General features: G+C 39.4%; 14 protein-coding genes and 2 tRNA genes. 8 read left to right on the plus strand and 8 right to left on the minus strand.

The genetic code is table 11. The features are described from left to right. Positions 1-114 precede the first annotated feature (114 nt). From eno to clpP, 7 genes are all read right to left on the minus strand, one after another. A complete protein-coding gene (eno, locus tag AWM75_RS01730) occupies positions 115-1,413 on the minus strand; it encodes a phosphopyruvate hydratase (protein ID WP_067977500.1) in 1,299 nt (432 codons plus the stop codon). Positions 1,414-1,486: 73 nt separating this feature from the next. Beyond that, complete coding sequence (gene gpmI / locus AWM75_RS01735; protein WP_067977502.1) at positions 1,487-3,016, minus strand: 2,3-bisphosphoglycerate-independent phosphoglycerate mutase; 1,530 nt, start codon at positions 3,014-3,016, stop codon at positions 1,487-1,489. Further along, the gene (tpiA, locus tag AWM75_RS01740; RefSeq protein WP_067977505.1) at positions 3,016-3,771 is read right to left on the minus strand and encodes a triose-phosphate isomerase; all 756 of its coding nucleotides are present in this window, start codon (positions 3,769-3,771) and stop codon (positions 3,016-3,018) included. Before tpiA ends, gpmI begins: the two co-directional genes overlap by 1 nt. A 38-nt stretch (positions 3,772-3,809) precedes the next feature. Further along, positions 3,810-5,000 (minus strand): phosphoglycerate kinase, encoded by a 1,191-nt coding sequence (locus AWM75_RS01745; protein WP_067977507.1) that lies wholly within the window; start codon positions 4,998-5,000, stop codon positions 3,810-3,812. A gap of 77 nt (positions 5,001-5,077) precedes the next feature. After that, the gene (gene gap, locus AWM75_RS01750; protein ID WP_067977510.1) at positions 5,078-6,070 is read right to left on the minus strand and encodes a type I glyceraldehyde-3-phosphate dehydrogenase; all 993 of its coding nucleotides are present in this window, start codon (positions 6,068-6,070) and stop codon (positions 5,078-5,080) included. 33 nt (positions 6,071-6,103) lie between these two features. Then, positions 6,104-7,141, minus strand: a complete 1,038-nt coding sequence (locus tag AWM75_RS01755; RefSeq protein ID WP_067977512.1) for a sugar-binding transcriptional regulator — start codon at positions 7,139-7,141, stop codon at positions 6,104-6,106. Between the two features lie 246 nt (positions 7,142-7,387). Next, entirely contained in the window at positions 7,388-7,987 is a 600-nt protein-coding gene (clpP, locus tag AWM75_RS01760) for an ATP-dependent Clp endopeptidase proteolytic subunit ClpP (protein WP_067977515.1), read from the minus strand. 198 nt (positions 7,988-8,185) lie between these two features. Between clpP and AWM75_RS01765 the strand changes: the two genes are divergently transcribed. The 4 genes from AWM75_RS01765 (at position 8,186) to AWM75_RS01780 (ending at position 10,900) form a co-directional block, all read left to right on the plus strand. Continuing rightward, positions 8,186-8,257 (plus strand) — tRNA-Arg (locus AWM75_RS01765). Positions 8,258-8,286: 29 nt separating this feature from the next. Then, positions 8,287-8,371: transfer RNA gene (locus AWM75_RS01770), tRNA-Leu, on the plus strand. Positions 8,372-8,504: 133 nt separating this feature from the next. Then, the gene (locus AWM75_RS01775) at positions 8,505-10,163 is read left to right on the plus strand and encodes an ABC transporter permease subunit (protein ID WP_067977518.1); all 1,659 of its coding nucleotides are present in this window, start codon (positions 8,505-8,507) and stop codon (positions 10,161-10,163) included. Further along, positions 10,160-10,900, plus strand: coding sequence for an amino acid ABC transporter ATP-binding protein (locus AWM75_RS01780; RefSeq protein ID WP_067977521.1), 741 nt, complete (start codon positions 10,160-10,162; stop codon positions 10,898-10,900). Before AWM75_RS01775 ends, AWM75_RS01780 begins: the two co-directional genes overlap by 4 nt. A 49-nt stretch (positions 10,901-10,949) precedes the next feature. On the opposite strand, the gene AWM75_RS01785 is transcribed toward AWM75_RS01780, so the two are convergent. Continuing rightward, positions 10,950-11,819, minus strand: coding sequence for a DUF368 domain-containing protein (locus AWM75_RS01785; protein ID WP_234946619.1), 870 nt, complete (start codon positions 11,817-11,819; stop codon positions 10,950-10,952). Positions 11,820-12,168: 349 nt separating this feature from the next. Between AWM75_RS01785 and AWM75_RS01790 the strand changes: the two genes are divergently transcribed. The 4 genes from AWM75_RS01790 to AWM75_RS01805 all read left to right on the plus strand — a co-directional run bounded on the left by AWM75_RS01790 (position 12,169) and on the right by AWM75_RS01805 (position 16,232). After that, positions 12,169-13,368 (plus strand): coenzyme F420-0:L-glutamate ligase, encoded by a 1,200-nt coding sequence (locus tag AWM75_RS01790; RefSeq protein WP_067977524.1) that lies wholly within the window; start codon positions 12,169-12,171, stop codon positions 13,366-13,368. A 178-nt stretch (positions 13,369-13,546) separates the two neighbouring features. Further along, positions 13,547-14,452 (plus strand): ISL3 family transposase, encoded by a 906-nt coding sequence (locus AWM75_RS01795; RefSeq protein WP_067977526.1) that lies wholly within the window; start codon positions 13,547-13,549, stop codon positions 14,450-14,452. Between the two features lie 23 nt (positions 14,453-14,475). Next, on the plus strand, positions 14,476-15,651 hold the full coding sequence (locus AWM75_RS01800) for an IS256 family transposase (RefSeq protein WP_067977262.1): 1,176 nt from the start codon (positions 14,476-14,478) through the stop codon (positions 15,649-15,651). A 65-nt stretch (positions 15,652-15,716) separates the two neighbouring features. After that, complete coding sequence (locus AWM75_RS01805) at positions 15,717-16,232, plus strand: transposase (RefSeq protein ID WP_067977528.1); 516 nt, start codon at positions 15,717-15,719, stop codon at positions 16,230-16,232. Positions 16,233-16,348: the final 116 nt, after the last annotated feature.

Here is a 16,348-nt window from a genome sequence, read left to right on the forward strand (position 1 = left end):
CTTTTAGTCAGCAACTTTTAAGGTTTGTAGGCAAATTTACTCATTTAAAAAACCAGGTCACAAGGACCTGGTTATCGATTCGAGCAAGATAAATTTATATGTTTGTAAGTAGAATTATTTACCTAAGTTATAGAAGGCTTGGAGACCTTGGTAAACAGCAGTTTCACCTAGTTCGTCTTCGATACGTAATAATTGATTGTATTTAGCAATCCGGTCAGTACGTGATAATGAACCAGTCTTAATTTGGCCAGCGTTAGTTGCTACAGCAATATCAGCAATTGTAGCATCTTCAGTTTCGCCTGATCGGTGAGAAACAACAGCTGTCATGTTGGCACGTTTAGCCATTTCAATTGCTTCAAAAGTTTCGGTTAAGGTACCAATTTGGTTAACCTTGATTAAGATAGAGTTAGCTGCATCTTCTTCGATGGCACGGGCTAAATAGTCAGTGTTAGTTACTAATAGGTCATCACCTACTAATTGCACTTTATCACCTAATTTTTCATTAAGTAATACCCAGCCTTCCCAGTCGTTTTCATCCATACCGTCTTCAATAGAGATAATTGGATACTTTTCAACTAATTCTTCTAGGTAAGCAACTTGTTCTTCACGATTACGTTGCGCGCCACCTTCACCTTCGAATTTAGCATAGTTGTAAACGCCATCTTCATAGAATTCTGAAGATGCACAGTCGAAACCTAAGTAGATATCTTCGCCTGCTTTGTAACCAGCTTTTTCAATCGCTTTAAGGATAGTATCAACACCATCTTCAATACCATCAAAGCGCGGTGCAAAACCACCTTCGTCACCTACTGAAGTTTCTAAGCCACGTTCAGAAAGAATAGATTTTAAGGCATGGAAGACTTCAGCACCCCAACGTAGGGCTTCTTTAAATGAAGGCGCACCAGCTGGAATAATCATAAACTCTTGGAAAGCGATTGGTGCATCAGAGTGAGAACCACCATTGATAATATTCATCATTGGTGTAGGTAAAACTTTAGCATTGAAACCACCTAAGTAGTTGTATAAAGAAACACCTAATTCATCTGCAGCAGCACGTGCAGCAGCAATTGATACTGCTAAAATCGCGTTAGCACCTAATTTTCCTTTAGTAGGTGTGCCATCAAGTTCGATCATGGCTTTATCAATGCCTAACTGATCAGTCACGTCATAGCCTAATAAAGCAGGAGCGATTTGTGTATTAACATTCTCAACAGCTTTAGAAACACCCTTACCTAAGTAACGGCTTTTATCACCATCACGAAGTTCAACTGCTTCATGTTCACCGGTAGAAGCACCTGAAGGTACCATACCGCGACCGAAAGCACCAGCTTCAGTGTATAGGTCAACTTCAACAGTTGGGTTACCACGTGAGTCTAGGACTTCGCGTGCATAAATATCAGTAATTGCAGACATTATATCTCTCCTTTGAGTGTTTTTGTTTTATTAACATCTAACATGTTTATTATAACATATTTGCTTTTAGCTTTTAATGCTTGATTAAGCTTTCGCCAGTCATTTCTTCCGGTTTGTCTAAACCTAATAAGTCTAGCATGGTTGGAGCGACATCAGCCAGACGGCCATCGGTGCGTAATTCAACACCTTTTTCAGTAACAATTAGCGGAACTGGTACAGTTGTATGGGCTGTATGAGGTTTTCCGTCTTCTGTCAACTCAGTGTCAGCGTTACCGTGGTCAGCAAAGATTATAGCTTTACCGTCTTTAGCTAAGATAGCATCAACAACCTTGCCTAGACATTCGTCAACTGCCTCAATAGCCTTAATCGTCGCCTCTAAATCGCCAGAATGTCCGACCATATCAGGGTTGGCAAAGTTAAGGATAATAGCGTCTTGCTTATCAGCTTCAATTTCAGCTACTAAAGCTTCAGTCACTTCGTAAGCAGACATTTCAGGTTTTAAATCATAGGTTGCAACTTTAGGTGAATCAATTAAGATACGAGATTCACCAGCAAACTCTTCATTCGAGCCACCATTCATAAAGAAGGTAACATGAGGATATTTTTCAGTTTCAGCAATCCGTAATTGTTTTAGACCATTATCTGATAATACTTCACCTAATACATTTTTAAGCGCTATTGGTGGGAAGGCGATATCAGCCTTAATATTATCGTTATACTTAGTCAAAGTGGTAAAGTATAAGTCTTGTTGACGTTCACCACGATCAAAGTTATCCCAGATATCAGCAGTAGCTGCCTCGGATAATTGAATCGCCCGGTCAGGTCGGAAGTTAGCGAAAATAATCGCATCATGGTTATTGACCGTACCAACTGGTTGACCATCTTTAGTAATGACTGCCGGCACAACGAACTCATCAGTCACATCTTTGCCATAAGAAGTTTCAACAACTTCTTGAGCAGAGCCAAATGCTTCACCCTGACCGTGGAAGATTGCATCATAGGCTAGTTTAACACGGTCCCAACGGCGGTCACGGTCCATCGCATAATAGCGACCAGAAACCGTAGCAATCTGACCTAGGCCAACTTCTGCCATTTTATTTTCAATGGCTTCGATATAGCCCGGTGCCGCATGCGGATCAACGTCACGGCCATCAAGGAAGGCATGTAAGTAAAGCTTTTTAACACCCTTATCCTTGGCGTCTTCAATTACACTAAGAATATGGTTCAAATGGCTATGAACGCCACCATCAGATAGTAAACCGAAGATTTGAACAGCTGAATCATTTTCAATAGCATGTTGGTAAGCATGGTTGAGGGCTTCATTTTCCTTGAATTCACCGTCAGCAATAGCTTTATCAATCCGAGTTAAACTTTGGTAAACAATACGGCCAGCACCAATATTAGTGTGACCAACTTCAGAGTTACCCATTTGCCCATCAGGCAGTCCGACATCTAGCCCAGAAGCCTTCATGGTTGCATGTGGGAACTCATTCCAGTAACGGTCAAAATTTGGTTTGTTTGCCTGGTTAACCGCATTACCATAATTTTCTTCTCGCCAGCCAAAGCCATCTAAAATAATTATAGCTACAGGTGATTTAGACATTATTTCCCTCCATTTAATAATGCGACATAATCTTCAACTTCGAGGCTAGCGCCGCCAACTAGGGCCCCGTCAATATTTTCTTTAGCAATTAGCTCTTCAATATTAGCTGGTTTAACTGATCCACCATACAAGATACGAATAGCATCAGCTGATTCTTGACCAGCGATTTCAAAGACTACTTCACGGATTTTAGCACACATTTCTTCAGCATCTTCAGCTGAAGCAGTTTTTCCTGTACCAATAGCCCAAATCGGCTCATAAGCAATAACAGCCTGCGATACTTGATCAGCAGTTAGACCTGCCAAAGCAGCACGAATTTGACCAGAAACCCATGTTTCTGCTTGTCCCGCTTCACGTTGGTCTAAAGTTTCACCACAGCAAATAATAGGAATCATTTGGTGGTTAAAAATTGCGTGAGCCTTTTTGTTAACATCCTCATCAGTCTCACCAAACAACTCACGTCGTTCAGAGTGTCCAATAATAACGTATGGCACTTGCATATCCGCTAAAGCAGCTGGACTAATTTCACCTGTGTAAGCGCCTGAGTCTTCATAGAAGCAATTTTGAGCACCGATTTGAATTTGGGTGCCCACAGCTACTTCTTGCATACTAGCAATAAAAAGGCTCGGTGGGCAGACTAGCATTTCACTATCTACGCCGTCCTGAACTTTTTTGGTTAACTGCTCGATAAAATGGTTAGCCTCTTCGGCTGTTTTATTCATCTTCCAGTTTCCAGCAATCAAAACTTTTCTCATCTTCATTAGCTCCTTTCGCTAAAAGTGACCCTGTCGACTTATTTATCAGAAAGGGCCGCTACAGCTGGTAACTCATTTCCTTCTAAGAATTCTAATGAAGCACCACCACCAGTTGAAATATGGGTAATTTGATCAGCGAAGCCGAGTTTTTGTGCAGCCGCAGCTGAGTCCCCGCCACCAACAATAGTGGTTGCATTATCTAGATTGGCTAAGGCCTTAGCAATACCTTTTGTACCGTTAGCGAAAGCTGGGATTTCAGAAACACCCATTGGCCCATTCCATACAACGGTTTTAGCATCCGCTAATTCTTTAGCGTATAATTCAACTGTTTCTGGACCACAGTCTAAACCTTCCCAATCAGCTGGGATTTGGTTACTAGGAACCACTTTCGTATTAGCATCGTTAGAGAAATCATCTGCCACTACAATATCCACTGGCAAGAATAACTTGTCTCCTGCACGTTCCATTAGACTTTTAGCTAAATCAATTTTATCTTCTTCTAGTAAAGATTTACCAACTTCATAACCTTTTGCCTTGAAGAAGGTATAGGCCATACCGCCACCGATTAAAACTTTATCAGCTTTATCAAGTAAGGCTTCGATAACATTAATTTTATCAGACACCTTAGCACCACCGAGAATCGCAACAAATGGCCGTTCAGGATCGTTAACTGCATCACCTAAGAATTTAATTTCTTTTTCCATTAGATATCCAGCTACTGCTTCTAAATGAGAAGAGATACCTACATTTGAAGCATGAGAACGGTGGGCAGTCCCAAATGCGTCATTCACAAATACATCACCTAAAGATGCCCAGTATTTGCCCAATTCAGGATCATTCTTACTTTCCTTTTTACCGTCTAAATCTTCAAAACGGGTGTTTTCAAACAATAGCACTTGGCCTTCGCCTAATTCTTCGATTGCATCTTCTAACTCAGGGCCACGGGTAGTTGGCACAAATTTTACTTCTTGATCCAATAATTCTTGTAAACGCTCTGCAACAGGGCGAAGAGTTAGTTTTTCTTTATCACTCTCTTCCTTAACTTTACCCAAGTGAGAGAAAAGAACTAAACGGCCGCCATTTTCAAGTACGTATTTGATAGTTGGTAAAGCTTGGACAATTCTATTATCATCAGTGATTGTGCCATTGTCCATTGGTACGTTGAAATCAACCCGCATCAGCACTTTCTTACCTTGGACTTGAATATCTTCTACTGTTTTTTTAGCCATATTGGTCTCCTTTATAAAAAAGGCGAGAAGCGCGCAGCTCCCCGCCATTAAATTGGTCAATCAAACGTTAGTCTTAATTATAGAGTCGCAAAGTGCTCTAAAGTGTTCACCATGTTACCAGTGAAGCCGTACTCGTTGTCATACCAAGCAACAGTCTTAACTAATTGGCCGCCGTTAGCTTCCATAATTTTAGTTTGAGTTGCATCGAATACTGAACCACGAGGGTCACCAATAACATCAGAAGATACGATTTCGTCTTCAGTGTAACCAAAGGCTACGCTTGAAGCTCCTTTCATCGCTGCGTTAATTTCTTCAACAGTTACTTCTTTAGCTAATACAGAATAAAGTTCAACTTCTGAACCAGTAATAGTAGGTACACGTTGTGCAGTACCGTCAATTACACCATTTAATTCAGGAATAACTTTACCTACAGCTTTAGCAGCACCTGTTGAGGCAGGGATGATGTTAGCTGCACCCGCACGGCTCTTACGGCCACCTGGTGCATCTTGCATAGATTGTGTTGCAGTGTAAGCGTGAATTGTAGACATTAAAGCACGTTCAACACCGAATTTTTCGTTTAATACATTAGCCATAGGAGCTAAACAGTTTGTTGTACATGAAGCAGCTGAAACGATGACATCATCAGCACCAATTGTATCATGGTTTACACCGTAAACAATTGTCTTCACATCACCTTTGGCAGGTGCAGAGATTAAAACTTTCTTCGCGCCAGCTTCGATGTGTGCTTGAGCTTTTTCGTCAGAAGTGTAGAAACCAGTACATTCTAGTACAAAGTCAACACCTAATTCACCCCAAGGTAATTTAGAAGCATCTTTTTCTTCGTAGGCTTTGATTTCTTTACCATCTACGATTAAAGCATCTTCTTTAGCTTCTACTGAATAAGGGAAACGTCCTTGTGCAGTATCATATTTTAATAAGTAAGCTAAGTCTTCGTTTGAAGTTAAGTCGTTAATAGCGATAACTTCTAATTCAGAACCACTTTCTAAAATACGACGTAAAGCTAAACGACCAATACGACCGAATCCGTTAATTGCAATTTTTTTACCCATACAACAATTCCTCCTTGTGGAATGTAAATTATTTTAATGAGTTTCCTCATTTAAAACCAAATTAGCAGCACCCTCATCAGTGATTAATACGGTCTGACTGGGAGCAAGTTTCGCAAAAGCAGCTAAAGCTCTTGCCTTATCTGATCCACCAGAAATCAAAATTGGTAGATCAATTGAAGCGAGGTCCTCAAGTTGTAGGCCAACCCTCGGCACCCGGTATACGATTTGACCAGCTTCATCAAAGAAGCATCCAAATGCTTCACCAATCGCAGCAGAATCAGAAATAATTTGCTTGCTCTTATCATCTAATCCACGTCGCTTCGCCATAATTGTAGCATCTCCAACACTAAATAGTAAAACATTTACCTCTGATAAAATAGCTAAAGTTTTTTTGATTGACGGTTCTTCAATCAACATATCAAAAGCATCTTGAGATAAAGTTTCTGGAGCATAGAGAGAAATATTTCTCCCAGATAGACGATTAGCTAAGCGGTCAGATATTGTATTGGCTTGGGTAGCAGCAGCATCACCGATGCCTCCCCTAGCTGATACGATTGTAAAGGCTCTATCTAAAGCAAGCTTAGGTTGAATATATTTCATGACATTCATCATTGTCGTTCCACCAGTAACCGCCATTAATTGGCGACCCTTGGCTAGATGCTGGTCAAGATACTGGGATAATATTGATCCCATTTGAAAATAAACAAAGCTATCCTCGTCTAAATTGCCAGTTACAATGCGTGAATCATGGAAACCCAACTGATTGGCTAATTTTTGTTCATGCCTGTGAAACTGGGACAGTTCCCTTTTGAATTCACGTGCATCAGCAATTGCCAATTCACCTTGACTAGTTAGCCTCATCCCTTTAGGGGTTGATTCCAACAGCTGTTGGTTTTTTAATATATCCACTTCTGTTCTCAAACGCCGCTCAGTAATAAACATTAACTCAGCAAGCATTTTTCGGCCAATAGGCTGAAGTCTAAAAATAGTTTCTAAAATAAGGATGCGTTGCCGGTAGGTTGCCACAATTTCTGGAACAACCTGGGAAAGTTTTTCAAAACTGTCAACCATCTATTACCATCCTTCTCTACCTGGACTTATTTTGTCCAGGTAGTCTTTTTTCGACCAGCCTTACTTAAAAAATATATAAGGGCTATCCCTTACATGGTTAACTATATCAAAATAAATAAAATATGCAAGCTTTTCGACCAATAAATTTTATAAATAGACTGTTTTAACTAAGATTTAAGTATTCAAGCTAAGACTTGTTTTGAGCAAGTAGCTAAAAAAGCTGGACACAAAGGCCCAGCATCTTTATTAACCATTATTCAGCTCTTTAGAATTAGTCATGATGTGATCAATTAAACCATATTCTTTAGCCTCTTCAGCAGACATGTAGTTATCGCGATCAGTATCACGCTCAATGACTTCTATCGGTTGACCTGTCCGCTCAGATAAGATTTGATTTAATTTTGCCTTAGTTTTTAAAATATGGCGGGCAGCAATTTCAATTTCAGTCGCTTGTCCTTGGGCGCCACCTAGGGGCTGGTGAATCATGATTTCAGCATTAGGTAAAGCGTAACGTTTACCTTTAGTTCCAGCTGTTGATAAGAATGAGCCCATCGAAGCAGCCATTCCCATAACAATCGTTACTACGTCAGCTTTGACAAAATTCATGGTGTCATAAATGGCCATACCAGCCGTTACAGAACCACCTGGTGAATTAATATATAGGTATATATCTTTTTCTGGATCTTGAGCGTCTAGGAATAATAATTGAGCAATCACTGAGTTTGCAACATCATCATTGATTTGTGAACTTAGCATGATAATACGATCTTTTAGCAGACGCGAGTATATATCATATGCACGTTCACCGCGGGCAGATTGCTCAATAACTGTAGGCACTAGATTCATAGCTTTGTGTCCTCCTTTAACTTTGTAGCCTTATTTTACAATAAAGGTCAATAAAGGTCAATTATTTAGGCCTCTATTTCTACCTTTTTCATTTTAACCTAACCTGGTCAGACTACAAATTAAAAGCTTCAGTAATTTTTATTAATAAAAATCCTTGCAATTTTATATCAGTCAAGTTATAATAAATTTTGTTGTTTTGCACCCGTAGTGTAATGGATATCACTCAAGATTCCGGTTCTTGCGATGGGGGTTCGATTCCCTCCGGGTGTATTGAAGCACATGCTTCAAGCTACAAAAAAGCGATCGTGGCGGAATCGGCAGACGCGCCAGCTTGAGGGGCTGGTGGGAGTTACTCCCGTGGAGGTTCAAGTCCTCTCGGTCGCATTAACTACTTAATTATGAAAGCTACCCTAAACGGTAGCTTTTTATTTTTAATTCTTTGCTTTAAGTCAGACAGATTGAATTGCTGGTTTAATTAAGGTATTATCAAAACATATTTTTAAGGGAGGAATTCCAAATGAACAAGTTTATCAACTGGCGAATGGTCCCCACTATAGCCATGATATTCATGCTGGTATTTAACTTTCCAACACCAGCTATTAATGCAAGTGAGCCCCAAACCCAAATTGAGATTGACCAATCTACACTAAATCAAGAACTAGAAACCCCTGGCGTTTTGAGAGTAGGTATGGAGGCTAATTATGCGCCCTTTAACTGGTCGCAAACGAATGACAATGACGGCGCTATCGCCATCAGTAATTCTAATGGTGAATATGCTAATGGTTATGATGTCCAAATGGCTAAGTTAATTGCTGATCGTTTGGGTCTAAAGTTGGAAATTGTTAAGTCAGAATGGGATGGCCTACCTCCTGCTGTTCAATCTGGTAAAATTGATGCCATTATCGCTGGTATGTCCCCTACCCCTGAGCGATTGGAACAAATTGATTTTTCAAATTCTTATTATGATTCAAATATTGTTCTAGTTGTAAGAAAAGACAGTCCTTATGCTCAAGCTAAGAGCTTAGCGGACTTTAACGGGGCGAAAGTAACTGGTCAATTAAATACCTTCCATTATGATCTTATCGAACAAATTCCGGGAGTCGACCAGCAAACCGCCCTTGATTCCTTCCCGACAATGATTTCTAGTGTCCTCAGTGGCAAGTCCGATGCCTACGTATCAGAAAAACCAGGCGCTCTGGCTGCTGTCGCTGCAAACGATGAACTAAGCTTTGTCGAATTTCCTCCTAACCAAGGCTTTGATTTAGGACAATTAACTACTGATATTTCGGTAGGGCTACGTAAAAACTCTAAACTTACCCCCGTGATTAACGAAGTATTAGCAACTATCCCACAAGCTGATCGCGACCAACTGATGGAAGATATGGTAGCCCTTAACGAACGTGGTGAAAGCAAGGGCTTCTGGTCAGATGTAAGTAATATTTGGTCTAACTTCGGTAGCCAGTTTATTCGTGGGGCTGCCAACACTATGTTTATTGCCCTCAGCTCGACTGTAATTGGTTTCTTATTAGGTTTAGTGATTGCTATTATTAGGTCACTAAAAGTTAAAAAACAAGAGAACCCTGTAAGTTATTATCTTTACCGCTTAATTGACTTTATTATTGCCGCCTATATCGAAATCTTTAGAGGAACCCCGATGATGGTACAGGCTATGCTGATTTTTTATGGATCAAAATTATTTTTCAATTTTGACTTATCCTCTATGAAGGCTGCCCTACTAATTGTTTCAATTAACACTGCTGCTTATTTGGCTGAGGTTATTCGAGGCGGTATCAACTCAGTTGACCAAGGTCAAACTGAAGCGGCTAAAGCAATCGGTATGAACCATGTCCAAACTATGTCCTATGTTGTCTTACCCCAAGCAATCCGATCAATATTACCTTCGATTGGTAACGAATTTGTTATTAACATTAAAGATACCTCAGTCTTGAACGTAATTGCTGTTACCGAACTCTTCTTCGTAACTCGTTCCGCTGCTGGTTCTACCTATCAAACTTTCCAAACCTTCTTTATTGCTGCTGTAATCTATTTTGTTTTAACATTTACAACGACACGCATCTTAAATCTTGTCGAGAAGCATATGTACAAGGATACTAGCAGCCTGGTTTTAGAATCCTCCACCTTACCACATCCTAGAAAGGACCAGGACCAAGTATGACAATTTTAGAAGTATCTCATCTGAAAAAAGCCTACGGTGATAATATCGTGCTCCACGATATTGACTTCCAGGTGACCCAGCAAGAAGTTATCTCAATTATTGGCTCTTCTGGTTCTGGTAAGTCCACCCTACTACGTTGTCTTAATTTACTAGAGGAACCTAGTGATGGTGATATCAGCTATCACGGTCAGTCTATTTTAAGTCATAAATTTGACCGCAACCATTATCGAGCTAGAGTTGGTATGGTTTTTCAATCATTTAACCTTTTTAAAAATATGTCTGTCCTAGAAAACTGTACAATTGGACAAGTCAAGATTCTGAATCGCCCTAAAGAGGAAGCTCGTCACATTGCCCTTAGCAACCTGGAAAAGGTAGGTATGGCTGCACACCAAAACAAAAAACCCCACCAGCTATCAGGTGGGCAACAGCAGCGGGTAGCTATTGCCCGCGCCCTATCTATGGAACCAGAACTGCTACTCTTTGATGAGCCAACTTCTGCTTTGGATCCTGAAATGGTTGGTGAAGTTTTAGAAATCATGACTAGCTTGGCCAAGGAGGGCTTGACTATGGTTGTTGTTACCCACGAAATGGCCTTTGCGCGCGACGTCTCTAGTCGGGTCATCTTTATGGATAAAGGCCTAATCGCCGAACAAGGCAGACCTGATCAGGTAATTAACCAGCCTCAAAACCCACGAACTCAAGCCTTCTTAAGTCGATACTTAAATGAAGGAAAATAGCTAAAATTATAAAAGCCAGTTGGTGATTGACCAACTGGCTTTTTGCTTGCTATGAATATTTTTCTTCAATACGACTAAACCATAAGGAAAAAATTACACCAGCAATGAATAGTGCGATGCACCATAGCAAACTACTAGTAAAACTTAATCCAGAGGCTGCCAACCCTTGAGGACTGAAGGCAGGAAAAACTACCGTCGGGAAAATAGCCAACGACGAGCCAATTACTGTTCCCAGAATAAAATGATACATCTGGCTATAGAAATGTTCGAATAACCACTGGGCAATCTTAGCAAGGACCAACACACAGATAACCGCTCCCAATGCTAGAGGGATAATTACTGAAAAATCCAATTGACTAATCCCAGTTGACATTTTTTCATACAGGCCAAAGTAAATCAGAAAATTGGAAGGACTCATACCCGGTACAATCACACCCAAACCTATTAAAGCACCTGATCCCATCCATACTAAGAAATTAGGTTCTACAGCGGTTAAGTTTTGACCACCCACAACCATCAAGACGAAAATCATCAAGGCTGCGCCAGTCATAATGGTGAGGTCAAGGCTAGAGCGACCCGCTTGTCCAGCTTGTTTAAATAAAAGCGGTAAGGTCCCAACTACAAAACCAATGAAAAGACAAGTAAACAAAGCTTCATAACTACCAAAGGCCTCACTGACAAAAAAAGAAAAGATAATAATGCCAATAATGAAGCCAATACCCACTGGAGTAAAATACTTAACATTCTTCCAAAAATTCTTGGTGATGTCGCTGAGAAAACCAATAATCTCATCATAAAGACCGAAAATTACTGCTAGCACGCCACCAGATAAGCCGGGTAAGATACCCCCGATACCAACTGCTGCCCCTTTAAATATCCTTAGCCACCAATCTTTTGAAAACAAACTATCGTTTGCCAAAATAACACTCCTATCTGTAAAATATCTCAATAAGTATAAATATTATTGTAAATAATAACAAGCTTAAAAGCCTATTTCCCTCAAAAAGTTTAGCATAAATTTAGCTGTGAGCGTAAGAGAGCGACTGCAATGGCAATTAAACTTATTCTAAAAACTGGTGGTATATTCAGCCTAGTCATGCTGGCTTTGATCTTATGCAACTACCACAAACTTGACTGACGACCAAACTGCTACTAATTTGCCCTTTTATTTTTCTTAACTTTTTGAGTAATTGTTAATTGCTAAAGTGTAAGCTATAATTACCAGGTACTCCTGATGGAGCCATAAAAATTTGAAGGGACGATCATTTATGTCTAGAGCTGTTGGTACTGTTGTTAGAGGTTTACGTGCCCCAATTATCAAGGAAAACGATGACCTAGCAGGAATTGTTGTCGACACTGTCATTAATGCTAGTGAAAGCGAAGGTTATGAACTACGTGACCATGATATTGTAACAATTACTGAATCAATTTTAGCACGTGCGCAAGGAAACTTCGCCCAATTAGAAGCGGTAGCCAAAGATATCCGCAGTAAAACAGATGCTGAAACAATTGGGATTGTTAATCCAATTTTGAGCCGTAATCGTTTCTATGCTATCTTAAAAGGGATTGCTATGTCAGCTAAGAAGGTTGTTATCCAGCTCAGCTATCCGTCTGATGAAGTTGGTAACCGCTTAATTTCCCGTGATGAATTAGAAGCTTCTGACATCAACCCATACACCGATGTCCTATCTGAAGCAGAATTCCGCAGCCACTTTTCTGATCTTTCACATGAATTTACTGGTGAGGACTATGTGGCCCTCTACAACAAGTGTGTTGAAGAAGCTGGTGCTGAGTGTGAAATTATTTTTGCTAACCATCCGCAAGCAATTCTAGACTATGTTGATACCGTGATTATTGCTGATATCCATGATCGTAAGTATACGCGCCGCACCCTTGAAAAACACGGTGCAAAAGAGATTATCGGCCTAGATGAAATCCTAAACCAACCAGTGGATGGGTCTGGTTATAACGAATCTTATGGGCTATTAGGCGCAAACCTTTCAGGAAACGATAGCCTAAAACTTTTCCCACGTGATTGCCAAACCTTTGTAGAAGACGTACAAAAACGTCTACTTGATAAAACTGGTAAAGTTATCGAAGTCATGATTTATGGTGATGGTGCCTTCCAAGATCCAGTTGGCCATATCTGGGAGTTAGCTGACCCTGTTGTCTCACCTGGCTTTACTAAAGGCTTAAGTGGCACACCTGATGAAATTAAGATTAAATATGTTGCTGATAACCAATTTGGTGACCTATCTGGTGAGGAATTAGCTGAAGCCATGCGTGCTTATATTAAGGACCATGACAAAGTTGATGAGGCTGGTCACAATACCTCATTAGGTACAACCCCTCGGAACATTACCGATTTAGTTGGCTCATTATCTGATTTAACTTCTGGATCAGGAGATAAAGGTACACCATTTATTTATATCCAAGGCTACTTTGATAAATATTCTGATGAAGACTAATATTTAAATTTATAAAAAAATCCGGTCCTGCGAATTCGGCAGACCGGATTTTTTGGTTCTATACTTTTTGGTGTTGGTGAGTAAAAACTCACTGACACCTTTTTTTATTTGGAATCACAAAAAGCCAGTGAATTCTTTATAATTAAGTTGTCAGACAAAACTACAAAGGAGAATTCACATGGCTCAAAATGATTGTATCAAAAACCTATTAAGTATTACAGACGAAAATATTAAATTAGAGGACAAGGTAACGACTAAAAAGATTAAACAAGTGACTCATAAAGTAATCTACGGCACACTAACTTATCAACCAGACAGCTGTCCGAATTGCCTCCATAAGGAGGCTGACCAAGCTAGTGTTATTAAGCATGGTTATAAACTATCGCGCATTTTAATAGGTGAATTCAACACACAACCAATCTCTTTAGTATTAAAAAAACAGCGATTTTTCTGTAAAAATTGCCAAATTACGTTTACAGCCTCTTCTAATCTAGTTGCTAAAAATTGCTTTATTAGTCGCCAAATCAAGTGTTTAGCGATACAAGAATTATCAGAGTCGCAAAGTATGTCCTTAATCGCTAAAAAACTTAATATTTCAAATTCTACGGTTATTCGTCTGCTTGAATCGACTGCTAAACAATTCAAACAAAGTTACCGGCAACTACCTAGGCATTTATCTATTGATGAGTTTAAATCTGTTAAAAATGTCTCAGGCGCTATGTCTTGCATCCTAGTGGATGCAGCTAATCATCGTTTATTTGATATATTAGAAGATCGGACGCAAGCTTATTTAAGAGATTATTTTATGCGTTTCCCTCTGGAAAAGAGAAAGCTAGTTGAAACGATTACCATGGATATGTACTCACCTTATTATGATTTTTTACAACAAATCTTTCCAAATGCGAAAATTATTATTGACCGATTCCATATTGTTCAACTACTGAATCAGACTTTGAATAGCCAACGGATTCTTGTGATGAATCAACAACCTAAGCAATCAACACACTATCGGAGATTAAGTCCATATAATTGTGTAAAAAGAAAAACCATAATAATCTTTTTTGGTTACAATGTAATTGGCTAAAACACATTGAAAGGAAGATTATTATGGCTCAACTAAATATTACCCTAAACTTAGAAGAAATTACAGAGGCAGTTCTAAACAGTGATATGGATCAGATGATGAAGTCCCTAACTGTAACCATCTTTAATGCCTATATGCAAGCAGAGCGTGAGGAATTTATTAATGCTAAGCGCTATGAGCGCACAGATGACCGGAAAGATTATCGTAATGGCTCCTATAAAAGAAACTTTAAAACAAAGGTAGGGACTGTTGAACTGGATGTCCCTCGGACACGATCAGGAGAATTTGATACCAAGCTATTCGATAAATATCAACGTATGGACAAGGCCTTTGTGGCTGTTTTAACCGAAATGTATATTAATGGGGTCTCAACACGCCGTATTAAGAAGGTTGTTGAAACACTCTGTGGCGAAGGTGTTTCTAAATCATTTGTCTCTTCAGTAAATAAAAACTTGGACCCTGCTGTTTTCGAATTTAAAGGGCGTTCCCTAACACATACGAATTTTCGATATGTTTATGTCGATGCCATGTATATTAAAGTTCGCGAAAACCATCGTTCTGTCTCTAAAGGTGTTTATATTGCTCAGGGTATTAACGATGATAATCGTCGCGAAATTATCGGCTTTATGATTGCTGATAATGAATCAGAAGAAAACTGGAAGAACTTCTTCCTTGATTTAAAGGCCAGAGGCCTAACTAAACCAACATTAATTATATCTGACGCCCACAAGGGACTAAAATCAGCGATTAGTAATCAATTTTTAGGCACTACCTGGCAACGGTGTACGGTTCATTTTCTACGTAATATTTTAGCTCATTTTCCAAAAAAGGATTGCAGTCATGAGAGAAGTCTTCTAAAGAGAATATTTAATGCTGATAGTCAACAAAGAGCGCGAGAGTTAAAATTTGAATTTGTAGAATACGTTAGTGGCAATGAGAAATATGACAAAGCTGTTAATACGCTAGAGGAAGGCTTCGAAGATGCTATCCCATACTTATTAGAACCCACACCTTATCGCGTTTCACTGAAAACAACTAACAGTCTAGAAAGGCTAAATCGAGAAATTAGAAGAAGAGAGAAAGTTGTCGGCCTCTTTCCTAATATAGAGGCTGCGGAGCGACTTATAGGAAGTGTATTGCTTGATTTGCATGAATATTGGGAGACATGTCCTCATAAATTCTTTAATAACATAGTCTAAATATTTATACCCACCAATTACATTCTATAATTTACACAAGATTGTGGACTTGACACTATCGGAAATTGAAACAGTTATGGAAGCTGATTTTAAAGAACCAAGAAGCACTGAATAGTGTTAATTACCGCACACATCGCTTATTTGATGGCCTTATAACAGAAGTAGGTATAGTTGAATTTATGCTTAATATCGACAGTAAATTTAGAAAAGTCTATGATGTCGTGAACGAGCTCAAATATCACCTTAAAACAGGGAATATCAATGCTTTCATACATACAATTAGTCGCAATAAGAGCCAACGGCTCCCAAAAAAATTGAGAAAAACGATGAATACTCTGCTCAAATACTTACCTGCTATTATCAATAGCTTTCGTTATACACTTTCCAATGGGCCAATTGAGGGTATGAATAATAAAATCAAGAATATTAAGCGATCCGGTTTTGGGTACCGCAATTTTTATCATTTAAGGGCACGGGCTTTTCTTTCTTTTAGATCCTATGAGGCAAAAAAGGAAAGTAAAACTACTGTAAAGAGAAAGATTGAAAAGTTAGATGCAGAATCTAGGGCCCTATGTGCTTAATTGATAAAATATTTCTTTGCTAGAGTCGGAGGGGAATGGGCATCTGTTAGCCATGTTGAGCACGCCAAAGAATTACAAGCTGTGACAATCCTAGAGCCGTAGAAGCAACGCGACGT

Source organism: Aerococcus urinaehominis (assembly GCF_001543245.1).
In the GTDB taxonomy this organism is placed as follows: Bacteria; Bacillota; Bacilli; order Lactobacillales; family Aerococcaceae; genus Aerococcus; species Aerococcus urinaehominis.

Coding starts and splice junctions, on each gene's coding strand:
- eno (WP_067977500.1), bottom strand. CDS start 1,413: ATGTCTGCAATTACTGATATTTATGCACGCGAAGTCCTAGACTCACGT.
- gpmI (WP_067977502.1), bottom strand. CDS start 3,016: ATGTCTAAATCACCTGTAGCTATAATTATTTTAGATGGCTTTGGCTGG.
- tpiA (WP_067977505.1), bottom strand. CDS start 3,771: ATGAGAAAAGTTTTGATTGCTGGAAACTGGAAGATGAATAAAACAGCC.
- AWM75_RS01745 (WP_067977507.1), bottom strand. CDS start 5,000: ATGGCTAAAAAAACAGTAGAAGATATTCAAGTCCAAGGTAAGAAAGTG.
- gap (WP_067977510.1), bottom strand. CDS start 6,070: ATGGGTAAAAAAATTGCAATTAACGGATTCGGTCGTATTGGTCGTTTA.
- AWM75_RS01755 (WP_067977512.1), bottom strand. CDS start 7,141: ATGGTTGACAGTTTTGAAAAACTTTCCCAGGTTGTTCCAGAAATTGTG.
- clpP (WP_067977515.1), bottom strand. CDS start 7,987: ATGAATCTAGTGCCTACAGTTATTGAGCAATCTGCCCGCGGTGAACGT.
- AWM75_RS01775 (WP_067977518.1), top strand. CDS start 8,505: ATGAACAAGTTTATCAACTGGCGAATGGTCCCCACTATAGCCATGATA.
- AWM75_RS01780 (WP_067977521.1), top strand. CDS start 10,160: ATGACAATTTTAGAAGTATCTCATCTGAAAAAAGCCTACGGTGATAAT.
- AWM75_RS01790 (WP_067977524.1), top strand. CDS start 12,169: ATGTCTAGAGCTGTTGGTACTGTTGTTAGAGGTTTACGTGCCCCAATT.
- AWM75_RS01795 (WP_067977526.1), top strand. CDS start 13,547: ATGGCTCAAAATGATTGTATCAAAAACCTATTAAGTATTACAGACGAA.
- AWM75_RS01800 (WP_067977262.1), top strand. CDS start 14,476: ATGGCTCAACTAAATATTACCCTAAACTTAGAAGAAATTACAGAGGCA.